This window comes from Alteromonas sp. ISO5 (genome assembly GCF_058105165.1).
In genome coordinates, this window is sequence record NZ_CM176572.1 from 3,681,332 (window position 1) to 3,697,719 (window position 16,388).

The 16,388-nt window shown below is 50.0% G+C and carries 18 protein-coding genes; 11 read left to right on the top strand and 7 right to left on the bottom strand.

Going from position 1 to position 16,388, the window contains the following annotated elements:
- Window positions 1–13: 13 nt before the first annotated feature.
- The 4 genes from AC2T0J_RS16450 to AC2T0J_RS16465 all read right to left on the bottom strand — a co-directional run bounded on the left by AC2T0J_RS16450 (window position 14) and on the right by AC2T0J_RS16465 (window position 4,534).
- Window positions 14–295: a hypothetical protein gene (locus tag AC2T0J_RS16450; RefSeq protein WP_489806857.1), complete on the bottom strand. Its 282-nt coding sequence runs from the start codon at window positions 293–295 to the stop codon at window positions 14–16.
- A complete protein-coding gene (locus AC2T0J_RS16455; protein WP_489806858.1) occupies window positions 258–524 on the bottom strand; it encodes a hypothetical protein in 267 nt (88 codons plus the stop codon). Before AC2T0J_RS16455 ends, AC2T0J_RS16450 begins: the two co-directional genes overlap by 38 nt.
- Before the next feature lie 553 nt (window positions 525–1,077).
- Window positions 1,078–2,775, bottom strand: coding sequence for a D-lactate dehydrogenase (gene dld / locus AC2T0J_RS16460; protein ID WP_489806859.1), 1,698 nt, complete (start codon window positions 2,773–2,775; stop codon window positions 1,078–1,080).
- A gap of 58 nt (window positions 2,776–2,833) precedes the next feature.
- Window positions 2,834–4,534 carry an L-lactate permease gene (locus tag AC2T0J_RS16465; protein WP_489806860.1) on the bottom strand — a complete coding sequence of 567 codons (1,701 nt, stop codon included), beginning with the start codon at window positions 4,532–4,534 and terminating at the stop codon, window positions 2,834–2,836.
- Window positions 4,535–4,758: 224 nt separating this feature from the next.
- On the opposite strand from AC2T0J_RS16465, the gene AC2T0J_RS16470 reads away from it, so the two are divergent.
- A complete protein-coding gene (locus AC2T0J_RS16470; RefSeq protein ID WP_489806861.1) occupies window positions 4,759–5,664 on the top strand; it encodes a LysR family transcriptional regulator in 906 nt (301 codons plus the stop codon).
- On the opposite strand, the gene AC2T0J_RS16475 is transcribed toward AC2T0J_RS16470, so the two are convergent.
- Complete coding sequence (locus AC2T0J_RS16475; protein WP_489806862.1) at window positions 5,661–6,788, bottom strand: DcaP family trimeric outer membrane transporter; 1,128 nt, start codon at window positions 6,786–6,788, stop codon at window positions 5,661–5,663. The genes AC2T0J_RS16470 and AC2T0J_RS16475 overlap by 4 nt on opposite strands.
- A 470-nt stretch (window positions 6,789–7,258) precedes the next feature.
- Here AC2T0J_RS16475 and AC2T0J_RS16480 point away from each other — a divergent pair, with 470 nt between their 5' ends.
- The 8 genes from AC2T0J_RS16480 (at window position 7,259) to AC2T0J_RS16515 (ending at window position 14,097) form a co-directional block, all read left to right on the top strand.
- On the top strand, window positions 7,259–7,798 hold the full coding sequence (locus tag AC2T0J_RS16480; RefSeq protein ID WP_489806863.1) for a hypothetical protein: 540 nt from the start codon (window positions 7,259–7,261) through the stop codon (window positions 7,796–7,798).
- 161 nt (window positions 7,799–7,959) lie between these two features.
- Window positions 7,960–8,523 carry a BON domain-containing protein gene (locus tag AC2T0J_RS16485; protein ID WP_489806864.1) on the top strand — a complete coding sequence of 188 codons (564 nt, stop codon included), beginning with the start codon at window positions 7,960–7,962 and terminating at the stop codon, window positions 8,521–8,523.
- A gap of 55 nt (window positions 8,524–8,578) precedes the next feature.
- Entirely contained in the window at window positions 8,579–8,719 is a 141-nt protein-coding gene (locus AC2T0J_RS16490) for a hypothetical protein (protein WP_489806865.1), read from the top strand.
- 110 nt (window positions 8,720–8,829) lie between these two features.
- Window positions 8,830–9,204 (top strand): hypothetical protein, encoded by a 375-nt coding sequence (locus tag AC2T0J_RS16495; protein WP_489806866.1) that lies wholly within the window; start codon window positions 8,830–8,832, stop codon window positions 9,202–9,204.
- Window positions 9,194–10,063: an MlaA family lipoprotein gene (locus tag AC2T0J_RS16500; RefSeq protein WP_489806867.1), complete on the top strand. Its 870-nt coding sequence runs from the start codon at window positions 9,194–9,196 to the stop codon at window positions 10,061–10,063. The genes AC2T0J_RS16495 and AC2T0J_RS16500 overlap by 11 nt, the downstream gene beginning before the upstream one ends.
- The gene (locus AC2T0J_RS16505; RefSeq protein WP_489806868.1) at window positions 10,041–12,488 is read left to right on the top strand and encodes an efflux RND transporter permease subunit; all 2,448 of its coding nucleotides are present in this window, start codon (window positions 10,041–10,043) and stop codon (window positions 12,486–12,488) included. The genes AC2T0J_RS16500 and AC2T0J_RS16505 overlap by 23 nt, the downstream gene beginning before the upstream one ends.
- A complete protein-coding gene (locus AC2T0J_RS16510; RefSeq protein WP_105934167.1) occupies window positions 12,481–12,930 on the top strand; it encodes a hypothetical protein in 450 nt (149 codons plus the stop codon). Before AC2T0J_RS16505 ends, AC2T0J_RS16510 begins: the two co-directional genes overlap by 8 nt.
- 90 nt (window positions 12,931–13,020) lie before the next feature.
- Window positions 13,021–14,097, top strand: a complete 1,077-nt coding sequence (locus tag AC2T0J_RS16515; protein ID WP_489806869.1) for an energy transducer TonB — start codon at window positions 13,021–13,023, stop codon at window positions 14,095–14,097.
- A gap of 12 nt (window positions 14,098–14,109) precedes the next feature.
- On the opposite strand, the gene AC2T0J_RS16520 is transcribed toward AC2T0J_RS16515, so the two are convergent.
- Together AC2T0J_RS16520 and AC2T0J_RS16525 are read right to left on the bottom strand one after the other, a co-directional pair.
- Window positions 14,110–14,295, bottom strand: coding sequence for a hypothetical protein (locus AC2T0J_RS16520; RefSeq protein WP_489806870.1), 186 nt, complete (start codon window positions 14,293–14,295; stop codon window positions 14,110–14,112).
- A 3-nt stretch (window positions 14,296–14,298) separates the two neighbouring features.
- Window positions 14,299–14,376 carry a DUF1272 domain-containing protein gene (locus AC2T0J_RS16525; RefSeq protein WP_489810354.1) on the bottom strand — a complete coding sequence of 26 codons (78 nt, stop codon included), beginning with the start codon at window positions 14,374–14,376 and terminating at the stop codon, window positions 14,299–14,301.
- An 87-nt stretch (window positions 14,377–14,463) separates the two neighbouring features.
- Between AC2T0J_RS16525 and AC2T0J_RS16530 the strand changes: the two genes are divergently transcribed.
- Together AC2T0J_RS16530 and AC2T0J_RS16535 are read left to right on the top strand one after the other, a co-directional pair.
- Window positions 14,464–15,645 carry an endonuclease/exonuclease/phosphatase family protein gene (locus AC2T0J_RS16530; RefSeq protein WP_489806871.1) on the top strand — a complete coding sequence of 394 codons (1,182 nt, stop codon included), beginning with the start codon at window positions 14,464–14,466 and terminating at the stop codon, window positions 15,643–15,645.
- Window positions 15,646–15,848: 203 nt separating this feature from the next.
- Window positions 15,849–16,340 carry a TIGR00645 family protein gene (locus tag AC2T0J_RS16535; RefSeq protein ID WP_489806872.1) on the top strand — a complete coding sequence of 164 codons (492 nt, stop codon included), beginning with the start codon at window positions 15,849–15,851 and terminating at the stop codon, window positions 16,338–16,340.
- Window positions 16,341–16,388: the final 48 nt, after the last annotated feature.

Sequence of the window (16,388 nt, forward strand, 5' to 3'; positions counted from 1 at the left end):
CAGAAGCAGGACATTAACGTTCACGCAATTTGATTTGTTGGCATTTACCCACCTGTTGCTGGCAGCCTAAGCGGATCCTTTTAGCAAGTTGTCGCTCATTGAGATGGTGTTTTGCGATGTGATTGACAGGGATATCAGAGCTGCACTGTAACGGGCATTTATCACAGGTACCCGCACCGCCGCATTCCCAAGGCCGATGGATGTCATGCCTGGCGAGTGTATCAAACACGGTTTGGTCTGCGCGGGACGCCAGCTTGTCAGGCTCTGCTGAGAAAGCAAAATTCTCTGTTAGCATGCAGGAGGGGCTTGTCCGGATGCACGCGCAACCGGTTAATTAACAGGTTGTCGCCACTGAATGCCAACAGGTTAGAGGCAATGGCAAAAATGATGATCAGCGGATTTTGCTGACGGGGCAAGTCGTCAATTGGCGGTTGCAGCAATACTGGTTCACTGGGTCGGGCGCTGCCGGCATAAGCCTGGCGGGCTATAGTGGCCACTTGTTCAGCACTGATTTGCCACGGCAAACTGTTACTGGCGGCGAATAATCCGGCCGCTTTGTTGCCCGATATGAAAGGTGGATGAGGCCATATCGTCGAAACTAACCACCCATAGAGGGTTTAACCACCGCTGGCCTTGCGGGAGCGTAAGGGAGAAATATTGTTGATTGCTGCTGTGCCCGTGTAAGCGCCCCGGCAATAGCCCTGGCCTGAGCCTGACTCAGTAAATCCAGCGGCGCGCCGGTTGCGGCGTCAACCAGGTAAATAGCATGCTGCCCGGCGACTGAACGGAAACGGTATACTGGCTATAACAATAAAGTGACCAGTTTACTATCGGTAGCATCCGGGTAATCAGAAATATGCTGCGCCGTTGAATAAGTGACGTCTTTAAGCTGAAGAGACACTGACAGCGGGTGGGTAAGTGGTTCGCCATGAATATTCAGACAAACCAAATACAAGCCGGCGACGGCCTACAGAATAAACTGCACACCGACCAGTCGCATCAGCCATTTGTGTAGCGTTCTCGCTTGTTGTATCACAAACTAATCGTAATGGGCCAAAAGCGCCAGAAAACCACATATCAGCAGCAACTACAATTGCGTTTGTGTTTTTCCAGTTTGCCCACACCGGGATTAAACGTGTTGGTGGGATCAATACGCTGGTAAAAGGCGGCGAGCCCCTCTTCCGCTTTATACAGGTGACCTACGTTATGTTCTGCAGGGTATTTGGCGCCGCGACTGTCCAGGATGCGTAGCATTTCTGCTTTCACCTCTTTGCTATCCACGCCTTTTTTCAGGACATAATCCTGATGGAATACATGACAGAAGAAATGCCCGTAATACAGTGATTTGTCGATTTTACTCGCGAGCGACTCGGGCAGTTTCTCTACCCAGTCATGCTCATTGCGGCGCAGGGCAATATCCAGTGCCAGAATCTCCCCGACCTCTTTCTGGTGGAGTAACTGATAGCGCACGGCGGCGCCAGCCGCGGCAAAACGGTGTAAAAAGGCACTGCCTGACTCGCGTTCGGTACACTCGAAAAAGCCGCCTACCTGTTCGTTTTCGAAAAAGGCCGGTAAAAACGCCTGCGCTTCGGCAATGCCTTCATCGCTCATTTTGAGGATCAGGTGATGTTCATACTTTTCACGGTATGTGAGCATGCGGTCGGGCAGGTGCTCGCGAAGCAATCCAGATAAGCCTTGCATGAGGCGGTCGGTGAGAAAATCAGGAACGAAAGAGACCTTATTGAGCACCGCGTCGATACGGCCTTTCAGGGCAAACATTTTGGGTAACCGGTTGGTACCCAGATGTTTTACGCTGAGAAAAGTATCTTTGCCGTATTTGGCGGCAATATCGAAAATATCGCGGTGAATATATTCGCCTACTTCCGGCAGGTGAGTGAATTCAGCGAGGATATGGCGTCGCAGCCGGGTTAGCGTATCCGGGTTATTGGTGCCGATATAAAAGGTTTTTTCTTGTTTAGCCACCGCAAAAGTGTCGAGTCGAACGGCAAATACCGCCAGTTTACCGGCACAGCCACTGGCCTCGTAAAGCCGGCTGGTATCGGCATTAAAACGGCTGGGGGTATCGGCATCTACATCGCGCAATCGCTCGGCGTAATCCGATGCGCTGGCTTTTTTGTCGCTGGCCGTGGTGGCGTGATCAAAGTTACCGCTTTCCAGATTAGTGAGTATTTCCTGGGGCGTATCACCCAGTTCTATATCCAGGTGATTGACCAGCTCCAGCTTGCCTTCGGCGGTGACCTGAGCGAATAGTGCCAGCTCAGTGTATGCCGGGCCACGCTTAACCAGCGCGCCACCCGAATTATTGGCAACGCCGCCCACAATGGAAGCGCCTAAGCAGGATGAGCCGATGACCGAATGCGGAGCGCGGCGCAGAGGTTTAAGTGTGGTTTCCAGTTTATGCAGGGTGGTCCCCGGAAAGCTCAGTACCTGTTCACCATTGCCCAGCACCACCAGGTTATCCATGGCCAGAGTATTGATAACTACCACGTCGCGGTCGTAGTCATCGCCGCTCGGCGTGGATCCTTCGGTCAGACCGGTTTTTGCTGCCTGCATTATAATAATGCAGTTATTATCAACGCAGACTTGCAGGGCGTGCCACAGGCTGAGTAACGTATCGGGAAATAACACTGCCAATGCTGTGCCTGAGCCGGAACGCCAGCCTGAGCGGTAGTGCTCAGTACGCCGATCGCCGGTGGCTACTTTGTCCTCACCGAGCAGCTGGATAAATTGTGAGAGGATAGGGGAATGACTCATTGTGTTGCTCCTGTACTCAGACCCGGATAAAATATTATTGCCAAACCGTACTGCATTGTCAGCCTAACGGACCTTTTATATTCAGACCATATAACGCCAGCATTAAGATAGCGCCGGATAATGCCACATAATAAAACGTTGGTAACAATGTTTTGCGCAGGGTGGTACCTTCCTGACCCAGTAATCCCACCGTGGCACTGGCTGCCACTACATTGTGAATAGCAATCATATTGCCTGCAGCGGCGCCCACGGCCTGCCCGGCGATGATCAATGCCGGCGACAGGTTCAGGCTCATTGCCGCCTCAAACTGAAATTGGCTGAACATCATATTCGACACTGTATTAGAGCCGGCAATAAAGGCCCCTAACGCACCGATCGTCGGGCTAATTAAAGGGAAGGCTTCGCCAAAGAGATTGGCAAACAACAGGGCACTACTCATAGGCATGCTGGGCAGTTCGGCTAAATTAACGCCGGAGTTAATGAACAGGCGTACCATGGGTATGGTAAACATCAGTACAAATCCGGCACCAACAATGGTTTTTCCGGATTCTCTTAAGGCCGTGATAAAAGTATGTTGCCGGCTCTGGCCGTGACTTTGAAACACAATGGCTACCAGCGCAGCAATCAGTAGCAAGCCGCCGGGCAGGTAAAGGGGGCTGAAGTCCGCGCTCACTCCGTTTTCACCGAGAATGTCGGTCATACCTATGCTAAGACCACTGAGCAATGCTTTAACTTCGCCTGATACCCGGGAAATCACTAATAGCAGCGCCACCAGTACATAGGGCGTCCAGGCTTTAAACTGTGACATGGGTTGTTTGCCAACATAATCGTTGGCATGAATGTCCAGCATACCCAGCCAGGCTTTCGGCCATTCGGTTTTCGGCGCAAAGTCCCATGGTGTCCGGGGCATCAGAAAGCCGCGCTTGGCCGCATTAACCACAACAAACAGGCTGAATAAGCCACCGATAAGCGAGGGAAACTCAGCGCCCAGGAAAATGCCGGTCAGGGCATAGGGCAGGGTAAACATGAGCCCGGCGAACAAGGCAAAAGGAAACAAAGCAAAGCCTTCTTTCCAACTGCGGTGCCGGCCAAAAAAACGGGTAAGGAAGATGACCATTAGCAGAGGCATCAAGGTGCCAACGATGCCATGGATAATCGCGACCTGGGTGGTGATCAACTGAATAAACTGCGACCAGTTCCAGCCTGCCTGAGCCAGTTGCGGGCTAATTGTGGCGGCGTCGAGCCCGTTATTAACACCAATAATGATCGGTGTTCCCACCGCGCCAAACGAGACCGGCGTACTTTGTACCATCATGCCAATCATTACCGCGGCCAGCGCCGGAAACCCCAGAGCTACCATCAGCGGGGCGGCTATGGCGGCTGGCGTACCGAAGCCTGAAGCGCCTTCTAAAAAAGTGCCAAAACACCAGGCGATGATGATTGCCTGCACGCGGCGGTCTGGTGACACCTGAGCGAAGCCCTGACGAATGGTTTGAATGGCACCGGTATGTTTAAGGGTATTGAGCAGGAAGATGGCGCCAAACACAATCCACAAGACTGAAACGGTCACGATGAGCCCCTGAATAATCGAAGCTGCCACACGCAGACCACTCATATCCCAGACTAACAAGGCCAGCAATACTGTGGCCGCCAGTACGGCGGGCATGGCTTTTCTGGCAGGCCATTGCAAGCCAAGTAACAGCAGGGCGGATAGCCCGATGGGTAATAATGCCAGCAAGCCTAGCGCGACATTACTCATAGTGTTTCTCCTGATTCAGTATCCCCCCGGGGTGATGAGCGGATAGGGTACATTTTTATTCTTGCGGCCTGCTATCAAAGTGTCATGTTTCGGCGGTGTAGCAATGATGTAACAGACTTTAGTTTATCCAGTGGACTCTACAACTGTACTGACTGTTAATCTATATTCAGATCCAATATGATTGTTTCCTTTTTTGCATAAATAAACGAGGCTGGGCACGTAAAATGGTGAAAGCAGATGACATGTTATTGTTTGTCCATGTGGTGGAAGAAGGGTCTTTTTCCAAAGTGTCGGCAAAGTATGAAATTACCATGTCGGTGGTCAGTAAACGGGTGGCCAGGTTGGAGAAAGCGCTTAATGTGCAGTTACTCTACCGCACAACCCGCAAGCTTAGTCTGACAGATGCCGGTCAGGCATTATATAAAAAGGCTAAGCTGGCCCAGCAGGCTCTGCAAGACGCTGAGGACGTGGTAGCAGGTTATAGCAGCGATATTCGCGGGCGGATTAAAATTACCATGCCGGTGGTCACTGCCAATCTGGTGCTTAACCAGGCATTAGTCGAGTTTTGCGAACAATACCCGGGCATTGAAGTGGAGCTTAGGGTGACTAACCGGGTAGTGGATATTCTTGATGAAGGTTTTGACCTGGCGATCCGTACGGCCAATCTGGCTGATTCTTCGCTGGTGGCCAGACGGCTGGTGGACTCCAACTGGGTAGTTTGTGCTACGCCCGACTATCTGCAAACTTATGGCGAACCGGTACACCCCGATGAGTTGGAGAAGCACCATTGCCTGCTGTATAAATATGAAGGCACTAAACCTGAAGCCTGGTTATTTCGGGTGGATGGCGAAGATAAACTGATGGCGGTAAAAGGGCGCTATCGGACTAACACTCTCGATACCCTCAAGCACGGCGTGCTGGCCGGCTTCGGACTGGCTTACTTACCCCGCGCCTTGATCCATGAGGAACTGGAGGCTGGCAAGCTGGTGTCCGTATTGTCGCCTTATGTTGGCAAAGAGTTAGGCATATATGCGGTCTACCCGGGCTCACGACAGCCCGACAAAAAGCTCAACCTGTTGGTCGAGCATTTCCGTCAGGCGCTGCAGCGTAAAAAGCAGTATTTCGCTTAAAACGACATTTGCGCAGAAACCTGTAGATAATCTGAATCCACCGCGAGGATCCCCTCATCGTCAATAGCGTAGTTACCGTACTCCACACCCACTTTAAGGTGTTTATTGAGCTGCTTTATCAGGTTGATTCCCCATTGTGAGCGTTTCTTTTCCAGCACATCAGTCTCGGCTGTACCGTAGTAAGCGGTTGAGCGCAGGCTTTCACTCCAGTGATGACGGTAGGAAAAACTGTATGCAAGGGTTTGTTCCACTTCGGTTTCGTCGGTAGCCGGATTGGTCACGATGTCCGGCGTCATGGCGGCAGAGGCATAGCGACCCGGTTTACCGCCGGTGATCTGAAAGCGAAAATCGTCACGCTCAAATAGCCCGATGTAACCGGCAATGTTGGCGGCAACAGCGGTTTCATCAATGCCGCCTTCATCGACCTGACGGAGCATACCGGCAACGGCAATCCAGCCCCAGTCAGCGGTATGGGTGTAGCGCGTAACAAAATCAGGGATGGACTCATCCGGGTCGGCATCGTCACCGCTTAAGCCAATGGCGCTCGATGGTGTGCCAATATCACCGTCGCCCCAGGTTTCGGGGTTTTCCAGAGCAAATTCCCAGTTGCCGTAGGTGTAGCGAACCAACACCGCACGCATAAAGGCTTCACCAATGAACGGGCCGCCAAAGTCCAGAGTTTCGGGCATTGAGCGGACCGGCATAAAGGTGCTCCAGGCCTGACCTGCTGTCCAGTTCTGATAGGTAAAATACAGGTGGCGTAAACGGGGGTTGGAGGAATTGCTAATGATTTCGTTACCGCCACCACCGTAAAAGTCGATTTCCACGAAACCGGTAATATCGCCGTAATCGACGTTCAGATTAACCCGCGACTCCCGTACATTGAAACCAGTATGGGACGTGTCGGTAGGCTCACCGCCAGGGTAGTTGGCTACCCAGTAATCCTGATAAGCGATGTCGCCATTCACATGGCGGATGTCCATTTTGACATAACCACCAATAGAGACCACGGCTTTATTATCGCCTTCGCCCTGATGATAAATTTCGATGGCGGCAACCGGAGCGGTGAGCCATACCGAGGTTAACCCTGCTGCAGCGAGGGGTTTTAAGTTGAATGCATGCATAGAAAAACCATTATGTTGAGTACGAAAAATCAGCCACGTAATGTACGAATAAACCCAGTGGCGATATATGCTTAATGAAGAACACATTGTTTCTAAAAATGCATAAATGAATCCGAATGGACTCACCAAAGAAGAAACACCTGAGGCCGGTACATTGGCTTCAGGCATACAACCAGTGTAACGAAGAGCAGAAAATGCATACTGATGCAGGTCAAAAAGTCACCGGATTCAACGGGGTCCGCTTAAGCGCCGCCGGTGCAGTCGCTTCATACATTGCTGTCGTTGGATTCGGCAAAGGTGAGGTATCTTTGCTTAAATGCCCATCAATTAGGTAACCGAGTTGATTGAATTGTCATAATTTCCTGTAAAAACATAGGGTAGGCGTTAGATTACAGCGGAATAATCATTGTACGAGCCGGTTATTTAGGTAATATATCAACATTACAAGGTCAACCGCTGAAGCACTTAAAGTGAACTCACAAAGTCAGGTAGCTCTACTGGAGTTAGAGCCTCAGGAAATTAAGCACGCCAAAGTTATTTCGGGTGTGTCGCCCTATGTGTTACGCAGAGTATTTGGCTTTTGGGTGGTGTTTGTGGCGGTGATTGGTGGTTTGGTAACCGTTGCGCCAGATTTGTCGCAAACCTTTATCATTATGACCTTAGTGGTATTATTGTTATTCACTTTTTTGATTTTCTATCAAAGCCGCATAGCGGAAGGCTGGCCATCAGTCATTCACTATCAGAATGCGATTGGTGTGGTACAGGACCCCGTTGCCCGGCGGTTTTTGTTCGTTGCCGACAACCTGATCACCGATACCAAACCCCACGTGCTGACGCCAAATAAAAAGGCGGTCGCCATTTACTTCGACGACAGTCAGTTAACAGCAAATGAAAAATCTCTGTTGCAGCAGGCTATCTGGCCGGAAGATAACTGTCTGATTGCTCTGAGTTACTTTAAGAAGCGCGAAAACATCTGTGCTGCGGTAAAAGCGATCGCAGGCATCAACTGACCAGATACTTTTAGGTAAAATCTTCACAGTGTCGAGAATTCGCTACACTTTAGCGGGCTACATTGTTCCCTTAATTTAAATAAATTTAATAAAATCAATAATTTGATTTTTTGGCCTGAATATCGCAATAGTCACTTCGAATTTTCAATCGGAGCGACATTATGAAACGTTCAGTACTTTCTTTATTGGTTGTAGGAGTCATTTCGGCATCAACAGCGAGTCCGGCTTTAGCTGATTCAAAGTGGGAAGACAAGGCCAAGGATGCCTGGATAGATGGTAAAGCAGAAGCGACGCTTCTTTTTAATACCCACCTGAATTCTTTCGACATCAATACCGACGTACAGGAAGGCGTAATCATCCTGACTGGTAAAGTGGACAGCAGCGTGGATAAGAAGCTGGCCGAGGAACTGGTGACTGGCATCGACGGTGTCGCGTCAGTCGATAATCGTCTGACCATCATTGAAAACGATGATGAAGAAATGATCAGTGAGGAAACCGCCAGCGATCTTACCGACGCCAAGATTGCTACCGTAGTGAAATCCCGTCTGCTTATGGATACCGACATTTCTGGTCTTGACATCGATGTGGATGTTGAGAACAGCGAAGTCACTCTCAAAGGTACTGTAGGTAGTGAAGCTGAGCGTGCACTGGCAGTGGAAATTGCTAAAAACGCCTCAGAAGTTAAATCAGTAGACGACCAGCTTTCGGTGGTCGAATCCGAATAAATCTGTCTGCGGTTGGTCTTGTTGATCAACCGCTTTTTTTTGCATGGAACTGCACATGAGCAACAACGATAACAACTCATCAGCTATTAACACAACAGCTGGTATTTTTAACTGGTTTGCGCGTTATGAAGAAGCGTCACATCCGAGCCAGTATGAGGTTAACCTGCCAGCAACTGATGAGCAGGAAGAAGAATAAGTAGCCATTTGCGCTACCGGTGCAAAATCCATGATAAGCAGCGACGTGGTCGGGGGCGATTAGTCTTCTCACTGCGAGCACGAATCAATCAGACAACCGTGGTGATAGCGATGCGAAGTTTAACCAAATGGGCATTAGGATCTCTACTGGTTTGCAGCGGTGTTTTGGCAGCCAGTCAAACAACAACAGTATCTCAATCCGTCAACCGCTCCGTATCCGGGTGGGTGAGTAGCGAGGCAGCTATGCAGGCAAGTTTGCACTCAGAGGCGCTTGCAGAGCTTGAAGCCAGCGTTGCCGCAACGCAGTTTGACAGTGCTAACCGTATGCATGCGTTGCGACTCAGAAGAATCATGTTCTATATCACTCAGGCGCGCGCTTATGAGCAACAGAACTGGCAATACAACCGTGATGATGCGGTGCAGCGGGCCCGTAACATATTACGCCATCATCAGATGAAGACCGGACAAGGCAGTTATGTTTTATAAAGTAGTATTCTCGGCAGCGCTACTGGTGCTGACCGGGTGCTCTTCAGTACCGCCGCCAGCCCAGACTGCAGAGCAGAGTGCTAAGAACCGGGGCAACGCCTCGGCTGAAGCATCGGCGTCGGAACAGTTAAGTGCTGGCAAAGCGGTGACGATAACGACCTCCCAGGGCGAACTCAATGTTGCCCCTGCGATAGTCTCCGTGGCCAACGCGCCGGTAAACAACCCGGCCAGTTCCCCACAGTATTACGATCCATGGGAAGGATTTAATCGTTCTGTATTTGCCTTCAATCATAAGGCTTACGAATATGTATTAATCCCGGTCAGCGACGGTTATAAGGCTGTTGTACCGAAGCCGGTTCGCTCCTCAGTAGGAAACTTCTTTGCCAATTTACGCGAACCTCTCAACCTCCTCAATAACCTTTTCTCTGGTGAAGTGTCTGATGCGGGGTCGAATTTGGGGCGTTTCTTAATAAATTCAACGGTTGGATTACTTGGATTATTCGATCCGGCCACAAGCTGGTTTGAGATTGAGCCGAAAAGACGCTCGGTGGGTGACACGTTGGCAACCTATGGGGTCGGTTCGGGCCCTTATCTGGTGCTACCGTTACTTGGTCAAAGCGATGTCAGAGGCGGCTTTTCGGTTTTAACGGAGGGCTTTATCCACCCGCTAAATCAGGTGGCAGACTCACCGCAAAACTATCAGCTCAGAGCTTTTGATGGTGTGGACGACTTTTCCGGCCAGTCAGAAACCTACCAGAATTTGTATCAAAACGCCGAGGACCCCTACTTGTACTTCCGCAATCAGTATCTACAGGGACAGGCCAGGGATTCGATGTATGAAGAAAACACTGATCAATAATCTTGCTACAGGCATTGTGCGCTGGCGCTGGGCGGTGGTTGTTGCCTTTGCTGCTTTGCTGGCTCTGGCCTTAACCGGCGTCGGCAAGTTCAGGATTGCCGCCTCGGCTGACACCTTATTGGTGAAAGATAACAAACTGTATATTCAGACGCAGGTTGCCCAGCAAACCTTTAATCCCGACGAGTTTATCCTGCTCGCCTACGAGCCGCGTGAGCACGGCGTGTTCAGCAACCAGACGTTCAGCGACCTGAGCCGCTTACAGCAGGAAATTAAACAGATCCCACGGGTGGAAAGTGTCACCTCTATCTTAACGGTGCCCCTTATCGACAGTGCGGCGGCATTGAACGGACAGACCGATGTCAGCAACCTCACCTGGCAACAACAGCGTTACTCCGCCGAACAGATGAAAAAACTGGTCAGCGGACATCCTATTTTTACCGATTTACTGATTAATCGAGACAACACGGCGACCTCTATTCAGATAGTGTTTAAGCCCAATCCAGAATTGGTGAAAATTGACCAGCAAATCACGGCCATTCAGGCGCACCTGCTTAACCGTGAGCTAAGTGAAGATGAGCAAGCGCAACTTGAAAACCTTAAAGCGCAGGCTGAGCCATTACGGGAAAAGCTAACCCAAACCCGCAAGAAAGAGATTGAACAGCTAAATGAAATTACCCGGCCAATAAACCAGAGGGCAAATACCTATCTGGGTGGCTCTTACGTGGTAGGGCAGCACCTGATTGATATTATTAAATCTGATCTGGTGATTTTCGGGCTTGCCATCGCACTGGTGGTGGCGCTTTTACTGGCTATCTTATTTCGCCGGGTTAAGTGGGTGGTGTTTCCGCTATTAAGCTGTGGCCTGAGCGTGACCCTGACTATCGGCGCGTTGGGCTGGGCAGACTTACGGGCCACGGTGATTTCGGCCAATTTTGTCGCGTTGCAGATTATCCTGACGCTGGCAGTGATGATCCATATGCTTGGCAGCTACCGCTATATTGCCCGTGAACACTCCGATAGCGGGCAGCATAAGCGGGTTGAACTGATGCTCAAAGATAAACTCAGCCCCTGCTTTTTTGCCTCGCTAACTACAAGTGTTGGCTTTGCCGCGTTGCTGTTCAGCGGCCTGGAGCCGGTTATTTCCTTTGGATTAATGATGCTGATCGCAATGGTGATTTCGCAACTGGTAAGCCTTATCCTTTTTCCTGCCATGTTAGCTTTGTTACCTGCAGGCAGCGAAGCCCCCGATTATGCTTTTATTCGTTCAATTTTGCATCGCAGTCAGCATCTGACACTGCATAAGCCAGGTGTGACCATTGCTGGGGTAGCGCTACTCTTTGTTGTTCTGAGTGCGGGTATCAGCAGGCTTAATGTAGAAAACTCGTTTATTGATTATTTTGCCGATGACACACAGGTACACCGGGAGCTGGCTTATATTGATAAGGAGTTTGGCGGCACCACGGCGCTGGACATCATTGTGGATGTGACCGATAAACCGGATGATCCATCATTAATCATCAGTGCCGACAGTGTTAATCAACTGCAGTTAGTGCAGCAAGCTGTAACCGCTTTTGAGGCTACAGGCAGCGTGACGTCGCTGGCCAATTTTACGGAGCTGGCCACACAGCTTAATGACGGCCGACCGCTCACTGAATATGAACTTACCAGCATTTATTATTTGCTCAATGAGAAGGTCGTTAATCAACTGGTAGGGGCTTATTTTTCTGAACAGGACCAGCGATTGCGCATTGCGATTCGCGTGCAGGACACCACCGAGGGACTCGACCGCGAGCAGTTTCTGCATAACCTCAGACAGGACCTGGCTACGGTGGGTATGCAAAGCGAAGACTATCAGTTAACCAGTCTGTTCGTGCTATATCAGGATATTCTGAGTCGGCTATTTGACTCGCAAATTACCACTTTAGGGTTGGTTTACATTGCACTGGGGTTGGTATTTCTGGCGATTTTCCGGTCGCTTAAGGTTGCCCTCATTGCGCTGCTTCCCAATGTATTAACGACTCTGGCTATTCTTGGCGTGATTGGCTGGGCGGGGATCCCCCTGGATATCATGACCATAACCATTGCCGCTATCGCTATGGGGATTGCGGTGGATGATACGTTGCATTTTGTTCACGGCTACATGGCAGGGTTAAAAGAGGGCGAGGGACAGGCTGAAGCGGCCGCCGAAGAAGCCTTTAAACACAGCGGTCTGGCCATTTTGATGACCACTACGGTGATTGCTGTGGGCTTTTCATTATTCGGTTTCTCTGATTTTCTGCCCAGTGTGTACTTTGGTTTGTTAACCGCACTGGCCATGGTCATGGCGCTGGTGGCCGACCTCACCTTATTGCCCGCGTTATTAAACAAGCTGGTGGCGACGCAGTCTGCTCCGGCTCAACCGCAAGGAGATAAAACCAATGTCTGATGTATTGCGCAATGGCTGGCTGAAAGATATCTCAGCGCGCTTTTTTGCCGGGCTTTTTATGTGCGTATCAGCCACAATGATCGTGATGGCCGGGCTGCATTTTTACCAGGGCTTCGCCCCGGACAAAGACTTTGTGTCGGCGGTTATTAAAGCGGTCAATGATTTATTTATTGCGCTGGCGACCTACGAGCTGGCCATGGGGATCTTTAAGGAGTACCGGCATAATCAGGAAGACGACCTGTTTATGTCTATTCGTCGCACGGTAACCCGCTTTGTCAGTGTAGTAGTAATAGCTTTGGTGCTGGAAGGTCTGATTATGATTATCAAGTACAGCCAGCTCGATCTTGCCGGTAATTTGTTTTATCCGGTGGCAGTGGTTGTGGCGGCCAGTTTATTGCTGATGTCGCTGGGCCTGTTCCTACGCTGGTCGAGGGATGTGTAACCACTACACATCAGGCAAGCGTCATTGCAGGCGTCAGGTAATTCAGCTATGGTTATGTTTATTAAGTCATTTTATGGAAGGAATGATGCTATGCGCAGACCATTGTATTACCCGCTTGCTCCCCTCGTACTCGCGTTGTTTTCCAGTTCATTACTGGCTCAATCTAAGGCTCAGTCAGAGATCCCCTTAGCTGAACATATCGCTACGGTTATTGGCGCGCAGCCGCTCAAACGGGTAGATCCTCAGTATCCGGTCTCTTCGGCCAGAAAGCGCCAGGAAGGCTGGGTTAAGGTGAGTTTCGTGATCAACAAAGAGGGCGAAGTGGAAGACCCTGTTGTGCAGGACTCCAGCGGATTAAAAGCGTTCGAGAAAGCCACGCTGCGAGCGGTTAAACGCTGGCAGTACAGTCCGGCAATGCAGGATGGAGAGGCCATTCAGCAGTGTAGAAATATGGTACAAATTGATTTCAGGCTGGCCGGTTCATCGGGGGTTACCCGCCAATTTATGCGTCGTTATAAAGACGTTGCAGAGGCTATCACTAACAAAGATTTACCGCAGGCGGCAGAATTAATCGCCGAAATGAGAGACGATCAGCTATGGAATCATACAGAGAGTGCTTACTTCTGGCTGGCCGACTCCTATTATGCCAAAGCCACAGATGATATGGCCCGGGAACTAAAAAGTGTGCGCCGCGCACTGACTGTAGATACCGAGTCTTTTCGTCCATCGACGACTCAGTATTTGCTTGAGCGTGAGTTTGTCCTGGCCATCGCCCAAAGTGAGTATAACGAAGCCATGAAAGCTTATGAAAAGCTGGCAAGCCTGGTTGATGACAAACCGGAACAGCTGGCGCAACTGACACCTTATGCTGAAAAAGTAAAAGCGCTGGTGCAGGGGAACGAACCTATGATCCGTAAGGCAAGCATTGACGAAGAAGGGCGGGTGTTTCATCAGCTCAGCCGCAACGCCTTTGTACTTGATATCGCCACAGGTGATTTGGATGAAGTACAAATCCGCTGTGACAATAAGCTTTCCCGTTATACCGCAGTGAGCAAATCTGAATGGCATATCCCGTCGTCCTGGGGGCAATGCTCTGTGTACGTGTCGGGCTCACCCGGCGCGCAGTTTGAAGTCGTTGAGGTGGGTGAATACATCGGCGAAATTTAATTCGTCGTTCGGTTAACGCTGCCAGGGCGGAATATTTTTTACCTGCGCCGCAAAGGCTTTGCTATTGTTTACGCTCTGGCTGGTATTCATGTGCTTCGTGGAAGCGGATTGATAAACCTGGCTGACTTCCTTCCTCGCGGCGAGCCGATTTGGGACGAGCTGGCCGTTGCTTAAAGCCGCCGCAATTCGGGCATTCATTGCTCAGCAAATCATAGCAACGGTAGCATAGGGCGGTAGATCACCATCACACCCTTCGCAATTAGGCTTTAAAATGAGCATGGCTTTTTCCTTAACTTATTCATAGTGGTAGGGTTATTTTCTTGCTGTGAATTAGCGTACACTGTGCCTTTCTTTTTGTTATCGCCCATGTTTATGAACAAAACACTTTTTACTCTACTACTGGCTATTTTCTCCCTGCACTATAGTTACGCCGATACGGTGCGTGTCGCAACGTTCAATGTCAGTATGGAGGCCAGTAATTACCAACCGAAGGGAGCCTCAGAAAACGCCGCTGATGTGTTACTGACCTTATTAAAACAAGGCGATCATCCGCAAATTCGCAATATTGCTGAAATTATCCAACGGGTGGCACCGGATATTATTTTGCTTAACGAATTTGACTATTGCCCGAATGCAACGCCCACAGCCATTTCTTTGTTTGTCAGCAACTACCTGAATAAAAGTCAGCACGGCCAGGCAACGATTAATTATCCTTATCAGTATATTGCGCCGGTTAACACTGGTGTCGCTACGCCTTTTGATTTGGACAATAACGGCGAGAAAACCGGTAATGCTGGTGATGCCTACGGCTGGGGGATGTACCCCGGTCAGTATGGTATGGCACTGCTCTCGCGCTATCCGATTGATGTGGCAGCGGTTCGTACTTTTCAGCACTTTTTATGGCGGGATATGCCCGGTGCGCTCCAGATCACTGAGCCGGCCTCCCGCGAGCCCTGGTTTACGTCACAAGAGTGGGCGGCGTTAAGGCTCAGCTCGAAATCACACTGGGATATTCCGGTTACCATTAACGGCAAGACGTTACACATACTAGCCATGCATCCCACGCCACCTAACTTTGATGGGCCTGAAGATCGCAACGGCAAGCGAAATCATGATGAGATCCGTCTGATGGCTGATTATTTATCACCTGAACGGGCTCACTATATCTATGACGACAATGGCAAAAAGGGCGGATTTGAGGGCCAGCGGTTTGTGCTGGTCGGTGATTTTAATGCTGCTGATATTGGTGATAAGCACCGTCCGGGGGTGATTGAGCAATTAACCGAACATCCGCTGGTTAATAGCAGTGTGATCCCGCAAAGTGAAGGCGGTAGTGACTCAGCTGAGCCGCCTTACAGCAGCCGTTTTACCGCCTACTGGGGGGCACGTGCTGATTATGTGTTGCCCTCTGAAAAGGGGCTGACAGTGCAGGGTGGTGGTGTATTCTGGCCTGGAAAAACTTCGCCTTTATACCGGCTGGTTAAAGACCGGCAGAGTAGTTCCGATCACCGGCTGGTGTGGATGGACATTGTTATCAATGACGATTAAAACGGTCTGGCTAGCATTACCTCAGGGGCGGTAATATTTTAAAGAAATGATACCTCAAAATTTACGGCTCTGGTAAAATCACCGACCTCAGGAACCGCCAGAGCCGCTGACTTTCAGTCACGCTTACGAATATCAGCATTGTGTGCTGCGGGCATTCCTTTCTCTTGTCTAACAAGTAAGTTTTTCCAACGCAGGAGGCCGGTTTGGAAGTGTTAATTGAGCGTATGATGTACGCGTCGCGGTGGTTACTGGCACCGATTTATTTTGGTTTGTCGCTGGCGCTTATTGCCCTGGGGATCAAGTTTTTTCAGGAAATATTTCACCTCCTACCCCATGTGCTGGAAATCAGTGAAACCGATATTGTGCTGGTCGTATTATCGCTGATTGATATTGCTCTGGTATCCGGCCTGATCATCATGGTGATGTTTACCAGCTATGAGAACTTTGTATCCAGCATCGATTTAAAAGAAGGGACAGAAAAACTGGCCTGGCTGGGGACTTTGGATACCGGCACACTAAAGAGCAAGGTGGCAGCGTCGATTGTGGCGATTTCGTCGATTCATTTGCTAAAAATCTTTATGAACGCGAAGAATACCGAGAATGAAAAGCTTATGTGGTACGTGCTTATTCATCTTACCTTTGTGATTTCCGCGTTCGCCATGGGCGTGCTGGATAAAAAAAGTAAAAAGCATTAACCGTTAAAAAGGGCAATGTGCTACCACGTTTGTCGTGGCACATTGCCC